Origin of the sequence: Ethanoligenens sp., from assembly GCF_047718355.1 — a bacterium.
Classification (GTDB): Bacteria; Bacillota; Clostridia; order Oscillospirales; family Ethanoligenentaceae; genus Ethanoligenens.
Window position 1 is genome coordinate 34,377 of sequence record NZ_JBDNLG010000008.1, and the last position, 18,194, is coordinate 52,570.

Below are 18,194 nucleotides of genomic sequence, written 5' to 3' on the forward strand. Positions count from 1 at the left end.
GAAAAAGAATCAAGGCTTACCGGATGAACTGCACGAGGAAGAACACCGCGTCCACCGCGCCAACGGCGGCGAATAACACCGGCTCCAGCACATGCAATATGCGAGGCATTTGTGTTCTGACAAGCCATATGCTCCGCAAGATGCTTTCGAACAGGCAAAAAATGTACAGCAGTACGCCGGGTGGACTCATGCGCCAGGCTTGCGTGAGCTGCCCGTGCCCCATGAACGCAAAAGTGCGCGTCATGCCGTCCACCGGGCACCTGTATCCGGTGGTGAGCTGGAAGATACAGACCGTGTGCAGAGGAATATTGAATCCGCCGAGATGTGCAGTGGTCATCCGCCCGTCAGTGGTGAGAAAAAACGACGCGAGTACCGGCAGTAAAGCCAATAGAAGAAATATGAGCGAGATGAATCGCTCAGAGCGGCACGCCTGCGGAGGCGATGAGACAGCGCGCGTCATGAACGGGAAGACTGGTACTGTTCGATGATGCGGTTGTATTCTTGGGCAAACTCATTTCTGGATGTCGGGTTGCTGAAGATAACGGCGACACGTATGAGCGCAATGGTTACAATGCCGATGGCGATGGCTGAAAGGATGATACCCGCAAGTGCCATGCCGTTCCCGCGAAGGCCTGTCTTGCGGATGCGCGCTTTGGCGATGATGCCTAAAATCAGCCCGATGACAGCGGGAATCAAGCCAATGCCGCAGCAGGAGAATACCACGCCGATGATACCAAGCACCATGGATGGCGTTGCAAATCCGTCTTTGGGGCGTTCATCGTAGGGATTGCCATTTCTGTATGAAGAGGTGTTGTTCTGATAAGGGGGTGTTTCTCCCCAGCCGCCGGATGTTTGCGTGGCGCTGAACAGGTAACCGCACTTTGGGCAGACAATGGCGTCGTCTGCACATTCATTCTGACATTGTGGGCAAGATTTCATAATAAATCCTCCTAAACGGCCATATGTGCCGCCGGTCGCTATGTTTCGTCAATTTTTAGACAGGAAAAGCCGTTATGCGGTGAGATGGCTGTCGTCTGATTGGCTAAAGCCAGGCGCATTGTCGTAGTTGTCGGTCCAGGATGATACCATACTGCTGACTACAGAGATAAAAAACAAGGACACGAGGGCGGCAATGAGGAGTGCGAAACCGCCCGTCACCAGTCCGGCAATTGCCATGCCGCATCCGTTTTGGCGTCTTCGCGCGGAGCAGAGGACGATCAGACCAAAAATGATGGCAAGAATGGCCGGGACGATGCCGATAAAGACCAAAGAGAATACCACACCGATGATGCCGAGCACCATGGAGGCGACTGCCAGCCCGTCACTGGAGCGGGGCGGATATTGTCTGGATATCGGCAGGGGAGTGCCGCAGATACCGCAGAACGTATCGGAATCGGCGCAGTTTGCGCCGCATTTTGGGCATTGTTTCATCGTTCTTCCTCTCCTTGTTGACGCCGCATATCTGTGAAATTAGGCTGTGCGGTGTTTAGTGGTAGTATACAGGATTTCTGGGAAAAGATAAAGGGGCAGAGGAACAACCCGCTGCACAGAGCTTGAGAACCAGACTTTTCCAGACTTGTTGTTTCTACGCGGTGCTTGTATAATAGAAAACGGTTGTCGCGTGTGGCGCGGCGGGGAGGAAGCTATATGATTCAATCGCATTATGATATCGCGATTATAGGCGGCGGCATTGGAGGACTAATGTGCGCTTGGCGCCTGACGGAAAAATGTCCGGGCGCGACGGTGGCGATTCTTGAAAAGGGAGCGGACATCAACCGCCGCCACTGCCCCATTGTAGCGGGCGAGACACAGGCTTGTGTGCGATGCGAAAGCTGCGCCATCATGGAAGGGCTCGCCGGTGCGGGTGCATTTTCGGATGGAAAATATATCATCTCTCACGAATATGGAGGTTGGCTGCCCGAATTTTTACCGGATAAAATGGTAGTGGATTATATCGAGCAGGCCGATCGTATTCTGGTATCCTGCGGGGCGACGACAGAGCGTTTTCAGCCCAATGACGCACTGAAAAAAATCTGTCTGGCAAAAGATCTGCATATGCAGCAGGCAGTGGTTAAACATCTGGGCACCGACGCGAATCTGGAAACCATGCAGCGCATGGTGGATCAATTGCGCCCGAAGTGTTCTATATTTACACATGCCGAGGTGACAGATGTGCAGGCGGACAGCCACACAGTATCTGTTCGTATGCCGGACGGGGAATATACCTGTACGGCAGACAACGTCATCTTCGCGGTGGGGCGCGCGGGCAGCAGCTTTTTCTCCTCATGGTGTGCGCGCAATCATGTGGAGTTGCAGAACAACCAGGTAGATGTTGGTGTACGGGTAGAACTGCCTGCCATGCTGTGGGACGATTTCTCTAAAAAAATCTATGAGCCTAAAATCTGGTATCGCAGCAAAGGATATGGCGACGTGACACGGATGTTCTGTTTCAATGAACGTGGACAGGTGGTCACGGAAAATACCGGGGGCATCCTCACGGTGAACGGCCACGCCTACCGTGACCCCGCTAAAAAGACGGAAAATTCCAACTTTGCACTGTTGGCTACTATGCGGTTTACCAATCCATTTAAAGAGCCGATTGCATATGCTAAGCATGTTGCCAGCCTCGCCAATTTGATCAGCGGCGGCAGCGTGCTGGTGCAGCGGCTGGGAGATTTGGAGCAGGGACGGCGTACCGATGAAAAACGCCTGCGGGACAGTACCACCCGTCCCACGCTAAACGCGGTGGCGGGTGACTTAAGCCTGTGTATGCCCAAGCGGCAGCTTGATAACATCTTGGAGACTCTGCACGCGCTGGACGGTATCGCACCGGGTACCGCCAACCACGATACGTTGCTATACGGTGTAGAATGCAAATATTACTCCGCGCGCCCGGCAGCAAATGACTTTGAGCTGGAAGGCTGTAAGAAGATCTATGCCATTGGAGACGGCGCCGGGTTTACACGTTCGCTTGCGCAGGCATCGGCCAATGGTCTATACCTTGCGGATAAACTGGCAAAATAACGCATAGATATATAGGGACGGAACATGGAACGGGGGAACATTTTTGAAAAGCATCATATTGACCGGCGGGGGTACGGCAGGGCATATCACACCGAATCTTGCACTTTTGCCATTGCTGAAAACAGCGGGGTTTGCCATCTCCTATATCGGCTTGAAGAACGGGATGGAAGAAGGGTTAATCCGCCCTACGGGGGTGCCGTTTTACGGAATCACCGGCGGAAAGCTGCGCCGCTATGCGGATTTTAAGAATTTCACAGACCTGTTTCGTATTGGCGCGGGTTTTTGGGAATCAATGGTGCTGCTGCGCAAGCTCAAACCGGATGTGCTGTTCAGCAAGGGTGGGTTTGTGTCTACGCCGGTGGTGTGGGCGGCAAAACTCTGTGGCGTGCCGGTCGTCACCCATGAGTCAGACAGTACCCTTGGCCTTGCCAACCGCTTGAGCGTACCCTTTGCAAGGAGGATTTGTTATACATTTCCGGAGAGCGGCGCCGGTTTACCGCAAAACAAAGGGGTGCTGACCGGTCTGCCCATCCGTGAACAATTGCTGCGGGGAAGCAGGGAAAAGGGGCTGGAAATCTGCGGGTTTTCCGCAAAAAAACCGGTGCTGGTGGTTACGGGCGGCAGCCAGGGTGCGGCGTTCATCAACCAGATGGTGCGCCGCTGTTTGCCCAAGCTGCTGGATGTTTTTCAGGTTTGCCACCTATGCGGCAAAGGCAACGTGGATGAACAGCTCGAGCATACGGCCGGTTATCGGCAGTTTGCGTATGTGACCGATGATTTGCCGCATATCTTCAATATGGCGGATGTGGTTGTCACACGCGGCGGTTCCACCAGTTTGTTTGAGTTGCTCGCCCTGCAAAAACCGATGGTTATTATTCCATATTCCCGGAAAGCCAGCAGGGGCGACCAGATTATCAATGGGCGGTCCTTTCAGAAGCAGGGGTTTGGAGAGCTTCTGATGGAAACGGATACAAACGGCATGGAGATGATGCCGGCCGCGTTTCTGCGCGCCGTGCGGCAGGTTTATGAAGATCGTGACCGGTACATTGAGAATATGCAGAAAAGCCCGGCACGCGGCGGCACACAGAATGTGTTTTCCGTGATCTGCGAGGTGGCAGGCGTGTCGTAATACATACCCGCCCGTGCGGAAATTTGCCCAAAGCACCTGTATGTCTGTCAGCCCCGTTTGACAGATGCATAGGTGCTTTTTAATGGGTGGCGTCCTCACGTTTGGTGTTAACATTTACCGGAAAAGCATAGCGTTCAGTCGTTATCATAGGGGTGCGCCAGCCTTTTGGCTTTGCGGCTGACATGGCTGATATAAAATGCCACAAAGATCAACAGAATAGCCACGGGAATGCAGTCCAGCCAGATCAAGGCGATTTGCGCTGTTGCCATACAAATGGTGATGATGAAAAACGTAACTTCCACACACAGCTTGCTGATAATGAGGATGGTTCGGTATGCGGAATGGAGATAGGCACGGTTGCGGTCGTTTGTTTCAATGGAAAAATTCCAGCTTGCGGGCATACGTTCAAGTACCGTGAGAAAAGCATAGATGCCCACGGTAATGATAGGCACGATGAATAGTTCGTTTCTGCTGCCCCAGCGGGTGACGTGGTTGGAAAGGTCATAATGCGCGGGAATGCGCGCGGGGAGCAGAAGCCACATCATAGCCGTGTAGACGAACTGGCCGATGAGCAGCAGGATGCCGACCCATTGCAAGACGTTTTGCAGCCGTGTGTTTTTCGTTTTCAATCTGTCATACCCTCTTCACAAAGCATGTGATAAACGAAGTCGCATGGGAATTATTCATTTCCGGGCTTTTTGCGCGTCACGGTGTAAACGATGATGCAGACAATCATGACCGGATACAGCAATTGCTGAATGAGGACGGCGGCTGTATTGGGAATAAACAGCAGGAGACCGATTACCAGCTGCACAAGGCCGCAGACAATAAGCACCCGTCCGGCAAACCGTTGTGCTTTGTACCAGATGGCTTTGCTTTGCATGGTCGCCGAAAGACGTACGCCAACCAAAGGGTTTTGCGGTACTCTTGGCAATAGGTTCCCGATGACGATCTCTAATATGCCGGAGAGCGTACAGACCATGCGAATGGTCGCCGCTGCCGATAGGTGAGCGTGCATTAACGGTGTGAATTCCATCACAAAAAACGCAAGGAGCGACAACAGAACGGTTAGGAACATGCCTACGCCTTTGATAATCATCATGGCGTCCTGCAAGTCGGTGTCGCCATGTATACTCTGTGGGAATTTTTTGACGAGCAAGGCCATTCCCTGCGCAAACACAACGCCGAAGAAGCCCATAGCAACGCTGCATATCACCGTTATACTGTCTTTGTGATGGAAGCCGTCTGCGCCATGCACGCCATAGTGCGTGATGACGATTTCCGGCAGATACGGGTAGGCCAGCACATAAAAAATAACAGGCGCGCTGGCAATGGCAATTTCAGCCAGCAGCAGATTAGACGGTTTCCATTTTGCCATACCGGTTTCTCTCCAATAATTCCCTAAAACTTTAAATATAGGATAGCAGTCCCTACTGTCTTTTGCAAGCCTTGTACACAAAAAAACATGGTTCTTGCCGCGTGCCATAGCGGCAGTTGTCACATGGTGTAAGTCGGAGCGCATTATCTCTGTAAAATACCGCCGTGGCGCATTTCACGCCTTGTTTCCCGGGCGGCGACGCCGCTGAGAACCAGCACGGACGCAAGATTCGGGATGGCCATCAGCGCGTTGGCAATATCGGAAAAATTCCATGCGGCAGTGACCGAAACAACTCCGCCGAAAAAGATGACGGCGATATACAGACACTTATAGGGGCGTATGGCATGTGCGCCGAACAGATATTCCACTGCTTTTTCGGCGTAATAAGACCAGCCGATACAGGTGGCAAAGGCAAACGTGAACAGGGAAACCGCCAGCACAGCAGGCCCGACCACAGGGACGCTTTGGAAGACAGCGCTGGTGAGTGCGCCTCCGTCCAGCCCTTGCTGCCACAGGCCGGAATTGACCAGCATGATGCCGGTGAGCGCCGCCAGCACCACCGTATCCCAAAAAACACCGGTAGATGACACCAGCGCCTGCCGCACCGGGTTTTTGCATTGGGCGGCGGCATCCACAATGGGGGAGGACCCCAGTCCGGCTTCGTTGGAAAACAGGCCGCGCGAGATGCCGAAGCGTACGGCGTCTTTGGCAGTCGCTCCCAGAAATCCGCCAATTGCCGCGTGCCCGGAAAATGCGTCGTATAAAATCAAGAAGATGCTGTGTGGGATACTGCGCCAACCGATGCCCAGAATAAAGAGGTTGCTGAGGATATATAAAGCGCCGGCGGCGGGAATCAGCCAATTGCAGACCTTGGAAATGCTGTGTATCCCGCCGAGGATGACGAAACCAGTCAAGAGTGCGACCACAAATCCGCTCAATACCGGCGGCGCACGGAACGTCTGGTGAAACAGCGTCGCAATGGAATTGGACTGTACGGAGGCGCCGACCCCCAAAGCCGCGATGGCGGTAAAAAAAGCGAACACACAGCCGAGCGGCCTGCAATGCAGACCGTTTTCCATCACATACATTGGCCCGCCGGCCATTGTATTGCCGCGTTTTACACGGAATTTGACCGAAAGCAATGCCTCCGTGTATTTGGTCGCCATACCAAAGATGCCGGATAGCCACATCCAGAAAATCGCGCCCGGTCCGCCGGCGGCCACCGCAGTTGCCACGCCGACAATATTCCCGGTTCCCAATGTGGCGGCAAGCGAGGTGGTGAGGGCCGCAAAAGGGGAAACGTCTCCGCTGGCTCCCGCTTCTTTTGTTACAGAAAACCGGATTGCTTTTCGGATGTGGCGCTGGATGCCCCGCATCCGAAAAGTTAAAAACACATGTGTGCCCAGCAACGCACAAAGCAAAGGCGGGCCCCATAGCGCTGAAGACAGTGCTGCCAGCAGGTTTTCCAAAACAGGCACAGTGGTTCCTCCTTTTTAGATATCTGTGCATGTATATGTTGGTATGGCGAAAAAATACATCGGGCGTTCGTCCGCATTGCCAAAAGGATGGCCGGGGCTTGGTGCATCGGCGTGCATACCGTTGCAAACCGGCGGGTTATTAGACTTTCAAAGGACTATGCAATTCGTACATTTTTTGCTGACGTTATGGTTGCTATTTCTCACGTATCCAGTTTGCTGAAGCGCTTTTGAGTATGGGTTCCACCCCCTTTACTCTATCAAGAAATATGGATGTTTACACCATTCACTTCGATGCCCTCATTAACGCGTATGAGAATATATTTTGTGCCGTTGATGATGCGTGTTTCGATCAGGTCACTGTGGCCCTGGCTCACGTTGATGGTGACATCGGGCGTACGAACCTCAATTTTTCGGGTATCCACGATATTGCGCGGGCTGAGTTTGGCATCGGTACCAAATTCGGTATCATAGTTGATATCAAATGTAGCTACGTTCGAATCAGAAACCCCGCAAGACTGCAGAACACTTTTGACTGTGCCTTTGGAGATTACCAAAGGGTCTGTTTCCTTATTTGCTTTATGCTCCTCAATCATGCCACACAATTGATCGTTAACCGACTGTACCACTTCATAATTGCATTCATCTTCAAGGGCATTTTCCAACATGGATTGGAAGATTTCTTTCTGCTGTGCGGCCGGCATGGGGATGTCGGTTTTAAACACCGCATCAACAAATTCAGCATGACTCTCTTTGATATCGCGTGTATAATAGAGCGCATTATAAATGTTGGCACAGCGGTCATCAAAGGACGGGAACATAAAGCCAATTTCCGGTGCCGATACGAGCCAGTCCTCCTTGCAGTTGTGAAATTCATTTTCAACAACATAGTAGCCCAAAGCGGGTTTCGTGGGTTTAATCGGGCAGATGCTGCACAAAATGTATGAAAATACATCTGAGGAAGCATCATCTTGTTGGTTGCTATCTTTCGAGCGGTAGGGAACGTCATATATATCATGTGTTAACAGAATCAGATAGTTGCCTTCTATAGAGATCACTTGTATAACATTCTGAAAAAAGGTCTGTACGGCGTCCTCATCCTTTAGGGATGAATTTTTAAGCTTCATCAGTAACTGATGCTCGGCGCCATCCACGACCTGCTGCGTCTCGAATGAGATGTCAATCAGATTTTTTTCAAGGGTGCCAGATAACGTCCGTTTGATAATAGACAGGAATCTTTCGGACTCCTCCTGTGACATCGAAAGAAGTGACTGATCGAACTGCGAAACAATTTCGCGTTGGTCGTTTACAAAGCATCCGCGTATGTGCGTAATATTGCTCGTTTCCTGTCGGAAGCGGCGGCGAATTTCTGCGACTTCTTTTTCGTTCATAATAGCCTCTTCTAATATAGTATATGGTTTTAGCGGTTCCATAAATCAGCATGTTCATCCGGGGTTTTCCGCTGGAATCCATAGTATAACACATGTCGGGATGGACTTCAAAGATGTCAGTAGAAGAGCAGAATGGAATAACAAAAAGGGCGTTTCAAAAGACCCGTCGGACAGAGGCGTAGGTTTTCCAATCTGACTGAAAATAACTGGATTTGAGTTGCACTACAGCCCCGCACTCCGATTACGCAAGCAAAAGCCCGCTGGCCAGCGTCCCGTTTTCGGGCACTGGGCAGCGGGCTTTTGTCTGTTATTTGTAACACCGTCTTAGAGCACATACACCGACAATCGTCATGCAATAAGCCGTTATTTGACGGCAAGGCGCATGCGATAGCCGAATCGAATGGGATATCGTTTGGTTCCCATTGCTTGGCGCACTTTTTTCTCAAAAGTATCGTAAAAGGATTGTGCTTCTTCCACACCGGCCTCCAGTAAAGACTGCAAATCCCCTTGGCTCCATGCCAGACCGATAAAGCGCTCCGCGTCGGTCTCTTCTGTTTGGGAAAACAACACCTCACGTACATAACGAAATTTTCCGCTCTTTTTCAAGTTTTCGAGATGTTTGTTTTTATCCCAATGCTTATACCGATCTTTCGTTTTATGGTTCTCTGCGTGCATCCGATGTAACACATCAAACAACTCTTCGTACGCTTTCTCCGCCTCCCAGTGACAGACTGGCGGCCAATCGCAATCAAAGGCGGAAAAAATACCGCCGGTTTTTAAAACCCTTGCGATTTCCGGAATGGTTTTATCGGGGTCCATCCAATGAAAGGATTGGGAACAAGTCACCAAATCCGCACTGTCATCCGGCAAACCGGTCTGGTCAGAGAACGCATGGATATACCGAATAGAAGAGTCACTTGCCGTGCGGTTTTGTGCAATGGAGAGCATCGCATCACTGGGCTCGACCCCTATAATATTGGCCGCGTATCCCGACCATCCGGCTGTAGATAACCCGGTTCCACAGCCAATATCGACCAGGACGGACGGCTGATGTCCGAGGTATTGCAGGAGGATGGAACGAACCTCCAAGGGTAAAGCCGGGCGCACCTGATCGTAAAAATCAGCAAATTTCGAAAAACGATCCGCATTCTGATGTGCGATTTCCAAAGTTAACAGATCCTCTCTGGTTTGTTTTCCTTTATTATAGTTGGAATGTGGTAAAAGTCAACGGCATAGATAAAATGCCCCGGTATGTGAACCGCACCGCAGAATCATAGCACTGTTGAAATTTTTGTGGTTATAATAGTATCATAAACCAATTGACATTTTGCTGAAAGGGCATATGATATAGGTAACAACTAAATACAGCAATACGGTTGCATCAACCATGCATCAATAGGGAATACGGTGAAAAACCGTGACAGCCCCCGCTACTGTGAGAAGGACAAAGCCTCTTTTGCACCACTGGGAAACCGGGAAGGATGAGGCGGCGGATGAATTTAAGTCAGGAGACCTGCCGTATTGCGTAGATATAATGTCTTTCGGTGGGAAAGAATTATGTAGCGTCGAAATATCTCCACACACCAGCAAGCGTGTGGGATTAGGCATACATGACCAGACTGCCGGATACAGTCTGGTTTTTTCTGTGCACCGATGTAAAATAGGTTGTTGATAACGTGAAATCAAGCATGTATTTGTTAACGGAGTTGGAGAGTAAAAATGATGCCATATTTTGATCAGGAACCACTTGTGATTGGTGATTTGGTAATAAAGACCCCTGTTGTGCAGGGCGGGATGGGTGTGGGCGTTTCCCTTGCAGGGCTGGCCTCCGCTGTGGCAAACGAAGGCGGGCTGGGTGTCCTTTCTGCGGCGGCGGTCGGCATGGTGCACAAAGCCGGCTTTAGTGTACAAGATAATATTGCCGCGGTAAAAGAAGAAATCCGCCGTGCCCGAGGAAAAACCCAAGGGGCTCTGGGCATCAATATTATGGTGGCACTTAGTGATTTCGGGGAAATGGTAAAGGCCTCCATCGAAGAAGGAATCGACGTTATTTTTGCAGGGGCAGGGCTGCCGCTCAATTTGCCTTCGTATATACGGGAAGGATGTAAAACCAAATTGGTGCCGATCATCTCGTCTGCGCGTGCTGCAAAAGTCCTTACCAGACGCTGGCAGGAAAAATATGCGTATACGCCGGATGCGTTTGTGGTTGAAGGCCCTATGGCTGGCGGTCACTTGGGATTTCATCGGGATCAAATCGACAATCCGGCGTATCGGTTGGAAAATTTACTGCAGGAAGTTCTGCAAGCCATTCATCCGATTGAAATGCATGTGGAGCACAAGATTCCAGTTATCGCGGCAGGCGGGATTTTCAGCGGGGCGGACATCAAACGGTTCTTCCATTTAGGCGCATCCGCTGTGCAAATGGGTACGCGGTTCGTCGCTACAGATGAATGTGATGCAGACATCGCTTTTAAACAAGCCTATGTAAATTGTAAAAAAGAAGATATCGGGATTATTCAAAGCCCGGTTGGAATGCCTGGACGCGCCATTATCAATAGCTTTCTCCGTGATGCCGAGCAAGGAAAGAAGCACCCGGCGGATTGCCCGTTTCATTGTATCGTAACCTGCAAGCAGCAGCAAAGCCCGTACTGTATTTTCAAAGCGCTCATCAGTGCGTGCAGAGGTAAATTGGCCAACGGCTTTGCTTTCGTTGGGGCCAATGGATACAAAGTAAACGAGATCGTATCAGTCAAAAAATTGTTTGAAACACTATCGCAGGAGTACCGGCAAGCTACCGTGCTGCAGGAGAAAGAGACGGTTACGGCCACGATCGTCCCGTGAAAGGGCGATCAAGCGTGAATCAATTTGCCGCTGTGATTTGCAACGGGAAACAGGGTATTTTTTTGCGGTCGCTTGTGGGGGGGTTAACGTTCAGCCGCGGTTATTTTGTTTGGCTATTTTCTCAGACAAGTCGTTTAAATACACCCAGCGGTCCATTTTGGCGTTGAGCTCTGTTTCAAGCGCTTTCTTTTTTGCAATCAGTTCAGGCAATATGACATAGTTGCTCGCTTCTTTGAGGATTTCAAGATCTGCCGCTGCAATTTGTTTCTCCAATTTAGCGATTATATCGTCGATCTGGTCATATTCACGCTGCTCGTTGAATGAAAATTTCAACTTGGCGGGATGGCTGGGTCGATTTGTCTTTGACTGATTGGCTGCTATTTTCGGTTTCTTGGGCGGATCTGATTCTTTAATTGCCATATAATCTGAAAAACCGCCTACATAATCACGGATGTGACCGTCCTGTTCAAAGGCAAAAATGTGTTCCACAACTTTATCAAGAAAATAGCGGTCATGTGAAACAACGATTACTGCGCCTGAAAAATCCTGCAAATAGTTTTCCAGAATGGTAAGGGTCTCAATGTCTAAGTCGTTTGTAGGTTCATCGAAAAGCAAAACATTTGGCGCCTGCATGAGAATCCCGAGCAGATATAATCTGCGGCGTTCGCCTCCTGAGAGTTTGCCGATGGGCGCATACTGTGAATCAGATGTAAATAGAAATTTCTCAAGCATCTGGGATGCGGTCAGCGTGCCTTCCGGCATTACGACCTCGGCGGATATGTCCTTGATATAGTCTATTGACCGCATATTCAAGTCCATTTCCTCACACTCCTGTGAGAAATAGCCGATTCGCACGGTTTCGCCTATGGTGACCAGACCGCTGTCGGCAGCGATCTTTCCGGTTATGATTTTTAAAAATGTGGATTTTCCGCAACCGTTTGCGCCAACGATTCCAATGCGGTCGTCGCGCAGCAGATTATATGAAAAATCGCGTATCAGCTGACGGCTGCCATAGTGCTTGGAGATGTTGCTGATCTCAATGATTTTTTTACCGAGTCTTGCACTCATGGAATTCATTTTCAATTTTTGCTGCTCAAGGTCAACGGTTTGCTCATTGAGTGCTTCAAAGCGTTCTACGCGGAAACGCTGTTTGGTACCGCGTGCGCGCGGACCTCGCTGAATCCATGCCAGCTCCTTTTTGAGCAGGCTCTGCCGTTTCCGTTCACTTGCAACCGCCATGTCTTCCCGTTCTACTTTCAGTTGCAGGTACTTGGTGTAGTTTGCATGATAGGTATATAAATTTCCTTTTTGTAGTTCAACAATCTGGTTTGTAACGCGGTCAAGGAAGTACCGGTCATGTGTCACCATCAATATTGCGCCGGTATAGCGCGCAAGATAGCGCTCAAGCCAATCGACCATATCGTTGTCCATGTGGTTGGTTGGTTCATCCAGAATCAGTATTTCCACGGGCGTCACCAGTGCGCTTGCCAGAGACACGCGCTTTTTCTGTCCGCCGGACAGTTGACTGACCAGCCCGTCGAAATTGGTGATACCCAGCTTTGTCAGAATGGCTTTGCATTCATATTCTTTTGATTCACGCTGTTGTTCGGAGATACCCCGCAGCACCTGGCTTAATACAGTGACACCGTCCTCAAAAATCGGGTTTTGTGGCAGATAGCCTATGCGCACGTTGCCGGGTTTGGTAATGGTTCCGCTGTCCGGCATTTCTAATCCCGCGATGATTTTGAGCAAGGTGGATTTTCCCGTGCCGTTTGTTCCGATTACGCCGATTTTATCCCCGGTGTTGATGCCGAACGTAACATTGTTTAATATTATTTTTTCACTATAGCTCTTGCTTATTTTTTCCGCAGTTAACAGCAGCACAATTTTATCCTTTCGCTTTGCGGCGATTGATCGCGTGATCTGTCGCGCAGAAATAAATGGTCGTAGCCGATCGTGTCCAGAAGCTGGGTTCCAGTTTTGAGCAGCTTACTTTTTAAAGCACGACGGTGATAACCAGTGGATTTTGTTTGGTCGAACCCGCTTGGTCGCTAAAGACGAGTATAACATATACGTTACGGAAAAGAAATATACAACATTGACAGGGGAAATCTGGTTTGCTATGATACTGTTTGCATAGTTAAATAGAAATATAGAAACTGAATCTGTTTATATCGGACCAATTGATCGGATTTTATAATTCTATTGCATCATTAGAAATGACGGTGAAAACCAACAATTAAGAAGCGCACACAAATGGAGATGGATACATTTTGGCTTTCATTACGGTACTTACGCAGGTCTTGATGGTGTTTGCGCTGATGGCCGTGGGAGTGCTTTCCAATCGGCTGCATTTTTTGCATGATGACGCTGCACGGGATATTACGAAGATATTAATTTATTTTGTTTCGCCCTGTGTGATTTTGCGGGCGTTTGACCAGCCGTTTTCCCGTGCGCGCGCATCCGGACTTTTGGTGTCGTTCGGCGGTGTGATGGCCCTTTTTGTGCTGTCGATTATAGCCGCACGGCTGATTTTCCGTCCTCGGATGATACCGGATGCGGACCGCAGGCGGGTGTTGGAATTTGGCACCGTATATTCAAACGCGGGTTTTATGGGTGTGCCGCTATTACAAGCTGTAATGGGTGCACAAGGGATTTTTTATGGTACACCCTATCTGGCGGTATTCAATCTGTTCTGCTGGACACATGGGTCTTCTCTCTACGAAGGGAAACCTGATAGAAAGACGGCTTGGAAAATTCTGTGCAACCCGAACATCATTGCGATTGCGGCCGGACTCGCCATGTTTTTGTGTGCGGTGCGGCTGCCATCGCTCGTCTCTATGGGCATTGGATATCTTTATAATCTCAACACCCCCCTGTCGATGATTGTCATTGGAAATAGCCTTGCAAGGCTTCACCCGCGCACATTGCTTGCGGATAGAAGTATTTGGCCGGGTGTTCTCATGCGCAATCTTTCCATTCCTCTTGCGGCGTTCGTAGTGTTTCGAGTCACCGGCTTGCCGCGAGCAGTGTGGATGCCGACTATCCTGCTCTCGGCTTGTCCGGTCGCCGGCTATTGTGTGCTGTTTGCCGGCGTGCACGGTAAAGATACAGCGTTTCCTACCAGGATGATGGCCCTCTCCACGTTGCTTTCAGTGGTAACCATTCCACTTGTGGTGGGCCTTGCGGCGCTGTGACGATGCCGAACAGGCGATAGTGCCTTTATCATCTTTAAAACGGTTTTTGAGCGATGGCAATGTTATTTGACGAAATTCGACAATTTATTCGGGTAGCTATCGTCACTTTACATGTGGATATTCTTCTGGAGAAACTATATAATTTTCATAGGTGAATCTAAATAAAAATGACACGGCTGCCAACGCATGGTCTGATGAACATGCGCTATTGGAGTGCAGACTCATGCAAAGACTGGATAGTCAGGTTGCCGTGCAAAAAGCCATGGCGTCTTGCTGTGGCTTTTTGTTTTACCGGATTTTATTTAAAGGAATGGGATCCAATCAGATGTATTGCAGGATGAAATGTGCGGCGTGCCTTGAACAGAGTGGCTCTATCAGGGGAAAGCACAATACAGGAGACTGATGCAGCTTTCAGACAGCAATCATCATGCGAGAATCAACCGATAAGATAAGCAAATAAGGAGAGTTCGTTGTGAAAAAAGAAAAGAAAAGAACCATTTCCCAAAAAATCACTCAATCCATCATCTTCATTGCTTTATTAAGCAGCATCGTCGTCGGTCTGGTAGGAATTATCAGCTTGGCAGTTGTCGACAACGTATCCCATCAAATGTATAAGCAGAATATTATTCCGCTGACACCCTTATACAAGGCGTCTACCGACTTATCTGCAGTGCGGGTCAATTTAAGAACGCTTTTACTAAATACGGGCGATCAAAGCGATACGATCAGGGATCTCAATGCTGCGTTTACGGACATGGAACAGCAATTTGAGAATTACAGTAATAATATATCCTCAGCAAATGAAATGGAGAATTACAACCAAATCAAAAAATGCCTCTCCGAATATTCAACCATAATCAATCAGTTTGAAAAATTTATAGCTGCGGGTGATAAGACACAGGCGCAAGCGTTGATTACAAATGCTGTTACAATCGTAAACGACATGGATCGGGCTTCAACGAATGCGTTTAGTATTAACGTGAACCAGGCAGACAGTCGCTATGAGTCACAGACGGTTCTTTTTTACATTGTCATAGCGGGCATACTGGCGGTGATTGGGGTGTTTGTTTTTCTCGCTACGCGAGCAGGCAAACGTGTTGCCCGTTTTATCAGCGAGCCGATTCAAAAAGTGGTACAAGCGGCCATTTCCATCTCAAAAGGTGATTTAAAAGTAGATATAGATATTTCCACGGGCGATGAGACGGAAATTTTGGCCGATGCATTCAAAAAAATTGCCGAGTCGCTTCGCCATCTGGAGGCGGATGTGCAACGCTTGATTTCTGAAACACTGGAAGGCAGGCTGGATACCCGCGCAGACAGTACGACTCACGAAGGCAGCTACAAAGATATCATCGACGGCGTGAACAAGATGCTGGATACTGTAAAGGAGCCGCTTGATGTATCCTCCGCTTTTATCCTTAAATTAGCAGACGGTGCGCATCAAGATGACATCCCCAACGCATACAAAGGATATTTTGCGGATTTGGTCGACAATTTAAACCAAGTCAGGCATTCCATTTATATACTTGAAAACGAGTCGGCCAAACTGGCCGAGGCGGGTCTGAGCGGAAATCTGGATGTGCGGGGCGATCAAACAAAACTCAAAGGCGTTTTCGCCCAAATCATCCAGGGCGTTAACCAGACCTTTGACGCAATTAAAGAGCCGTTGGATGTGGCATCCGCTTTTGTCAGCAATCTTGCGCAAGGCCAGCACCAACCGAATATGGACAATGCCTATAAAGGCTATTACGCGGTGCTTATCGACAATCTGAATCATGTTAGGGAATAATTGGAATATTTGATTGCTGAATCCGCCAAGCTTACACAGGCCGGTTTAAGCGGCGACCTTACCGTGCGCGGGGATGTCGGCAGGCTGAAGGGCGGATTTGCCCAAATTGTTGACGGGGTCAACAAAACGCTGGATTCTATTATTGTGCCACTGGATGAGGCGGTCGCTGTGTTGGGCAAAATGGAGCAAAATGATTATACAACCCCAATGTCTGAAGAGTATCCGGGGATGCTGCACGATTTTGCTGAATCCATTAACGGCGTGCGCAGTCACCAGTTTCATATCGGCAAGATTTTAATAGAAGTTGGGAACGGAGATTTGAGTTCCCTTGAAGAGCTAAAGAAAGTCGGGAAATTCTCTGAAAACGATCGGATGACTCCCGCCTTGATTGCCATGATGCAGGCGATAAGTGACCTGATCGAAGATGTCAACATGCAGGCGGCGGCAGCCATTGATGGAAACTTGAAGGTTCGCGGTGATCAAAGCAAATTTAACGGCGGTTACAGCGCAATCATCGAAGGGATGAACCGCACCATGGAGGCGGTTGCCGCACCGATTGAAGAGTCCGCTTTGATTCTCCAGGAGCTTTCACACGGAGATCTCACCGTTAAGATGACCGGTGAATACAAGGGTGAATATAATCGAATCAAACTATCGATGAATCAGGCGATTCATGCGTTCAACGAACTGCTTTCCGCAGTCGTCATTTCGGCGGATCAAGTCGCTTCAGGTTCTCGGCAGGTTTCTGATGCGAGTCAGTCACTTTCACAAGGTGCTACAGAGCAGGCCAGTTCTGTAGAAGAATTGACAGCGTCCGTTACGGAAATCGCTGCGCAAACCAGGCAAAGTGCCGCCGATGCCGCAAAAGTAGATTCTCTTGTTGGCGATTCGAAAGCAGAAGCCCAATACAGCACTGAAAAAATGAATGAGATGCTAAATTCGATGCGGGAAATCAATGCGTCTTCTACCGATATTTCCAAAATCATCAAGGTCATTGATGACATTGCATTCCAAACCAATATTCTGGCTTTGAACGCGGCGGTTGAAGCGGCACGGGCAGGCCAACATGGGAAAGGGTTTGCCGTTGTCGCTGAAGAGGTCCGAAATCTTGCGGGGAAAAGCGCTGAAGCCGCCAAGGAAACGACTGCACTGATTGAAAGCTCTATCAACAAAGTGGAAACCGGGATGAAAATTGCAAACGAGACCGCTCAAACGCTGAAAAGAATATCGGAGAGCGTTCAGAATGCGGCGGTCCTTGTTAATGGGATTGCTGAGCAATCCAATGCGCAGGCTACCGCTATCGCACAGATTGATCAAGGCTTAATGCAGGTTTCCACAGTTGTCCAAACCAACTCCGCCACTTCAGAAGAGAGCGCCGCCTCCAGTGAGGAACTCTCTGGACAGGCCGATATACTCAAGCAGATGGTTGGCAGGTTTCAGCTGGACACTGCTGCCCTGTAAGATATAGCGGTGTTTTGCTACAGCCTGTTTTATGCGACGTGATGCCGGCTGGCGGTCCGTGCAGATCAAACACTTGACTTTTTCGCGCTGAAGAGATATAATAAAGCCGAAATTCCTTAAATTCAGGCTTTTTGAGAGCCTCTTCAAGCAAAAAAATTGACCGCTTTCCCATGGAAAGTACAGGCACAACGGGTCAATGCCAATTGGCAACTTTCGTTGCCTTATTGATTGAGTTAGAAGCTCAAATTTTATAAGTTGGTTACTTAAAACCAGTGCAATCGCACACTCAACTTGTGAAACGGTCAATAAGAGTAGTAAAAGTAAGTTTTTGCTGTATAGACTCTGAAAGTCCTGCATTTGCATATGGAAACGCCTTTATGTAAAGGTGCGTTCAATAAGCAAAATTGCTTTTGTTTCAAAACGCAAGTGATATGCGGTTTACCGCTATGCACTTGCGTTTTCTGTTTTGTCATTCATTTTTCGATTATTTTATAATGAAATAATCATCA

The 18,194-nt window shown here is 49.2% G+C and carries 15 protein-coding genes and 1 riboswitch; of the genes, 6 read left to right on the forward strand and 9 right to left on the reverse strand.

The window, feature by feature from the left end:
* Positions 1 to 16 precede the first annotated feature (16 nt).
* The 3 genes from ABF463_RS02290 to ABF463_RS02300 form a co-directional block, all read right to left on the reverse strand.
* Complete coding sequence (locus ABF463_RS02290; RefSeq protein ID WP_415531920.1) at positions 17 to 337, reverse strand: DUF2752 domain-containing protein; 321 nt, start codon at positions 335 to 337, stop codon at positions 17 to 19.
* A gap of 119 nt (positions 338 to 456) precedes the next feature.
* On the reverse strand, positions 457 to 939 hold the full coding sequence (locus ABF463_RS02295) for a DUF4190 domain-containing protein (protein ID WP_415531921.1): 483 nt from the start codon (positions 937 to 939) through the stop codon (positions 457 to 459).
* A 72-nt stretch (positions 940 to 1,011) separates the two neighbouring features.
* Positions 1,012 to 1,431, reverse strand: a complete 420-nt coding sequence (locus ABF463_RS02300; protein WP_415531922.1) for a DUF4190 domain-containing protein — start codon at positions 1,429 to 1,431, stop codon at positions 1,012 to 1,014.
* A 216-nt stretch (positions 1,432 to 1,647) separates the two neighbouring features.
* Here ABF463_RS02300 and ABF463_RS02305 point away from each other — a divergent pair, with 216 nt between their 5' ends.
* Positions 1,648 to 3,024 carry an NAD(P)/FAD-dependent oxidoreductase gene (locus ABF463_RS02305; RefSeq protein ID WP_415531923.1) on the forward strand — a complete coding sequence of 459 codons (1,377 nt, stop codon included), beginning with the start codon at positions 1,648 to 1,650 and terminating at the stop codon, positions 3,022 to 3,024.
* A 43-nt stretch (positions 3,025 to 3,067) separates the two neighbouring features.
* On the forward strand, positions 3,068 to 4,153 hold the full coding sequence (locus ABF463_RS02310; protein WP_415531924.1) for an undecaprenyldiphospho-muramoylpentapeptide beta-N-acetylglucosaminyltransferase: 1,086 nt from the start codon (positions 3,068 to 3,070) through the stop codon (positions 4,151 to 4,153).
* A 134-nt stretch (positions 4,154 to 4,287) separates the two neighbouring features.
* On the opposite strand, the gene ABF463_RS02315 is transcribed toward ABF463_RS02310, so the two are convergent.
* The 5 genes from ABF463_RS02315 to ABF463_RS02335 form a co-directional block, all read right to left on the reverse strand.
* Positions 4,288 to 4,782, reverse strand: a complete 495-nt coding sequence (locus tag ABF463_RS02315; protein WP_415531925.1) for a DUF1648 domain-containing protein — start codon at positions 4,780 to 4,782, stop codon at positions 4,288 to 4,290.
* A 50-nt stretch (positions 4,783 to 4,832) separates the two neighbouring features.
* On the reverse strand, positions 4,833 to 5,531 hold the full coding sequence (locus ABF463_RS02320) for an SdpI family protein (RefSeq protein ID WP_415531926.1): 699 nt from the start codon (positions 5,529 to 5,531) through the stop codon (positions 4,833 to 4,835).
* A 143-nt stretch (positions 5,532 to 5,674) separates the two neighbouring features.
* Positions 5,675 to 7,009, reverse strand: coding sequence for an alanine/glycine:cation symporter family protein (locus ABF463_RS02325; RefSeq protein ID WP_415531927.1), 1,335 nt, complete (start codon positions 7,007 to 7,009; stop codon positions 5,675 to 5,677).
* 257 nt (positions 7,010 to 7,266) lie between these two features.
* Positions 7,267 to 8,397: a DUF4317 domain-containing protein gene (locus ABF463_RS02330; protein WP_415531928.1), complete on the reverse strand. Its 1,131-nt coding sequence runs from the start codon at positions 8,395 to 8,397 to the stop codon at positions 7,267 to 7,269.
* Positions 8,398 to 8,760: 363 nt separating this feature from the next.
* Positions 8,761 to 9,564, reverse strand: a complete 804-nt coding sequence (locus ABF463_RS02335; protein WP_415531929.1) for a class I SAM-dependent methyltransferase — start codon at positions 9,562 to 9,564, stop codon at positions 8,761 to 8,763.
* 189 nt (positions 9,565 to 9,753) lie between these two features.
* Positions 9,754 to 9,933: riboswitch (cobalamin riboswitch) on the forward strand.
* Between the two features lie 183 nt (positions 9,934 to 10,116).
* Here ABF463_RS02335 and ABF463_RS02340 point away from each other — a divergent pair.
* The gene (locus tag ABF463_RS02340) at positions 10,117 to 11,238 is read left to right on the forward strand and encodes an NAD(P)H-dependent flavin oxidoreductase (RefSeq protein WP_415531930.1); all 1,122 of its coding nucleotides are present in this window, start codon (positions 10,117 to 10,119) and stop codon (positions 11,236 to 11,238) included.
* A 90-nt stretch (positions 11,239 to 11,328) separates the two neighbouring features.
* On the opposite strand, the gene ABF463_RS02345 is transcribed toward ABF463_RS02340, so the two are convergent.
* Positions 11,329 to 13,122, reverse strand: a complete 1,794-nt coding sequence (locus tag ABF463_RS02345) for an ABC-F family ATP-binding cassette domain-containing protein (RefSeq protein ID WP_415531931.1) — start codon at positions 13,120 to 13,122, stop codon at positions 11,329 to 11,331.
* A gap of 389 nt (positions 13,123 to 13,511) precedes the next feature.
* Here ABF463_RS02345 and ABF463_RS02350 point away from each other — a divergent pair, with 389 nt between their 5' ends.
* The 3 genes from ABF463_RS02350 to ABF463_RS02360 all read left to right on the forward strand — a co-directional run bounded on the left by ABF463_RS02350 (position 13,512) and on the right by ABF463_RS02360 (position 17,685).
* Entirely contained in the window at positions 13,512 to 14,435 is a 924-nt protein-coding gene (locus ABF463_RS02350) for an AEC family transporter (protein WP_415531932.1), read from the forward strand.
* A gap of 472 nt (positions 14,436 to 14,907) precedes the next feature.
* A complete protein-coding gene (locus ABF463_RS02355; protein ID WP_415531933.1) occupies positions 14,908 to 16,224 on the forward strand; it encodes an MCP four helix bundle domain-containing protein in 1,317 nt (438 codons plus the stop codon).
* The gene (locus tag ABF463_RS02360) at positions 16,225 to 17,685 is read left to right on the forward strand and encodes a methyl-accepting chemotaxis protein (RefSeq protein WP_415531934.1); all 1,461 of its coding nucleotides are present in this window, start codon (positions 16,225 to 16,227) and stop codon (positions 17,683 to 17,685) included.
* Positions 17,686 to 18,194 lie beyond the last annotated feature (509 nt).

What these genes read in the sequence shown, in the direction of transcription:
- ABF463_RS02290 (WP_415531920.1), bottom strand. Translation starts at nt 337, where the DNA reads ATGACCACTGCACATCTCGGCGGATTCAATATTCCTCTGCACACGGTC.
- ABF463_RS02295 (WP_415531921.1), bottom strand. Translation starts at nt 939, where the DNA reads ATGAAATCTTGCCCACAATGTCAGAATGAATGTGCAGACGACGCCATT.
- ABF463_RS02300 (WP_415531922.1), bottom strand. Translation starts at nt 1,431, where the DNA reads ATGAAACAATGCCCAAAATGCGGCGCAAACTGCGCCGATTCCGATACG.
- ABF463_RS02305 (WP_415531923.1), top strand. Translation starts at nt 1,648, where the DNA reads ATGATTCAATCGCATTATGATATCGCGATTATAGGCGGCGGCATTGGA.
- ABF463_RS02320 (WP_415531926.1), bottom strand. Translation starts at nt 5,531, where the DNA reads ATGGCAAAATGGAAACCGTCTAATCTGCTGCTGGCTGAAATTGCCATT.
- ABF463_RS02330 (WP_415531928.1), bottom strand. Translation starts at nt 8,397, where the DNA reads ATGAACGAAAAAGAAGTCGCAGAAATTCGCCGCCGCTTCCGACAGGAA.
- ABF463_RS02340 (WP_415531930.1), top strand. Translation starts at nt 10,117, where the DNA reads ATGATGCCATATTTTGATCAGGAACCACTTGTGATTGGTGATTTGGTA.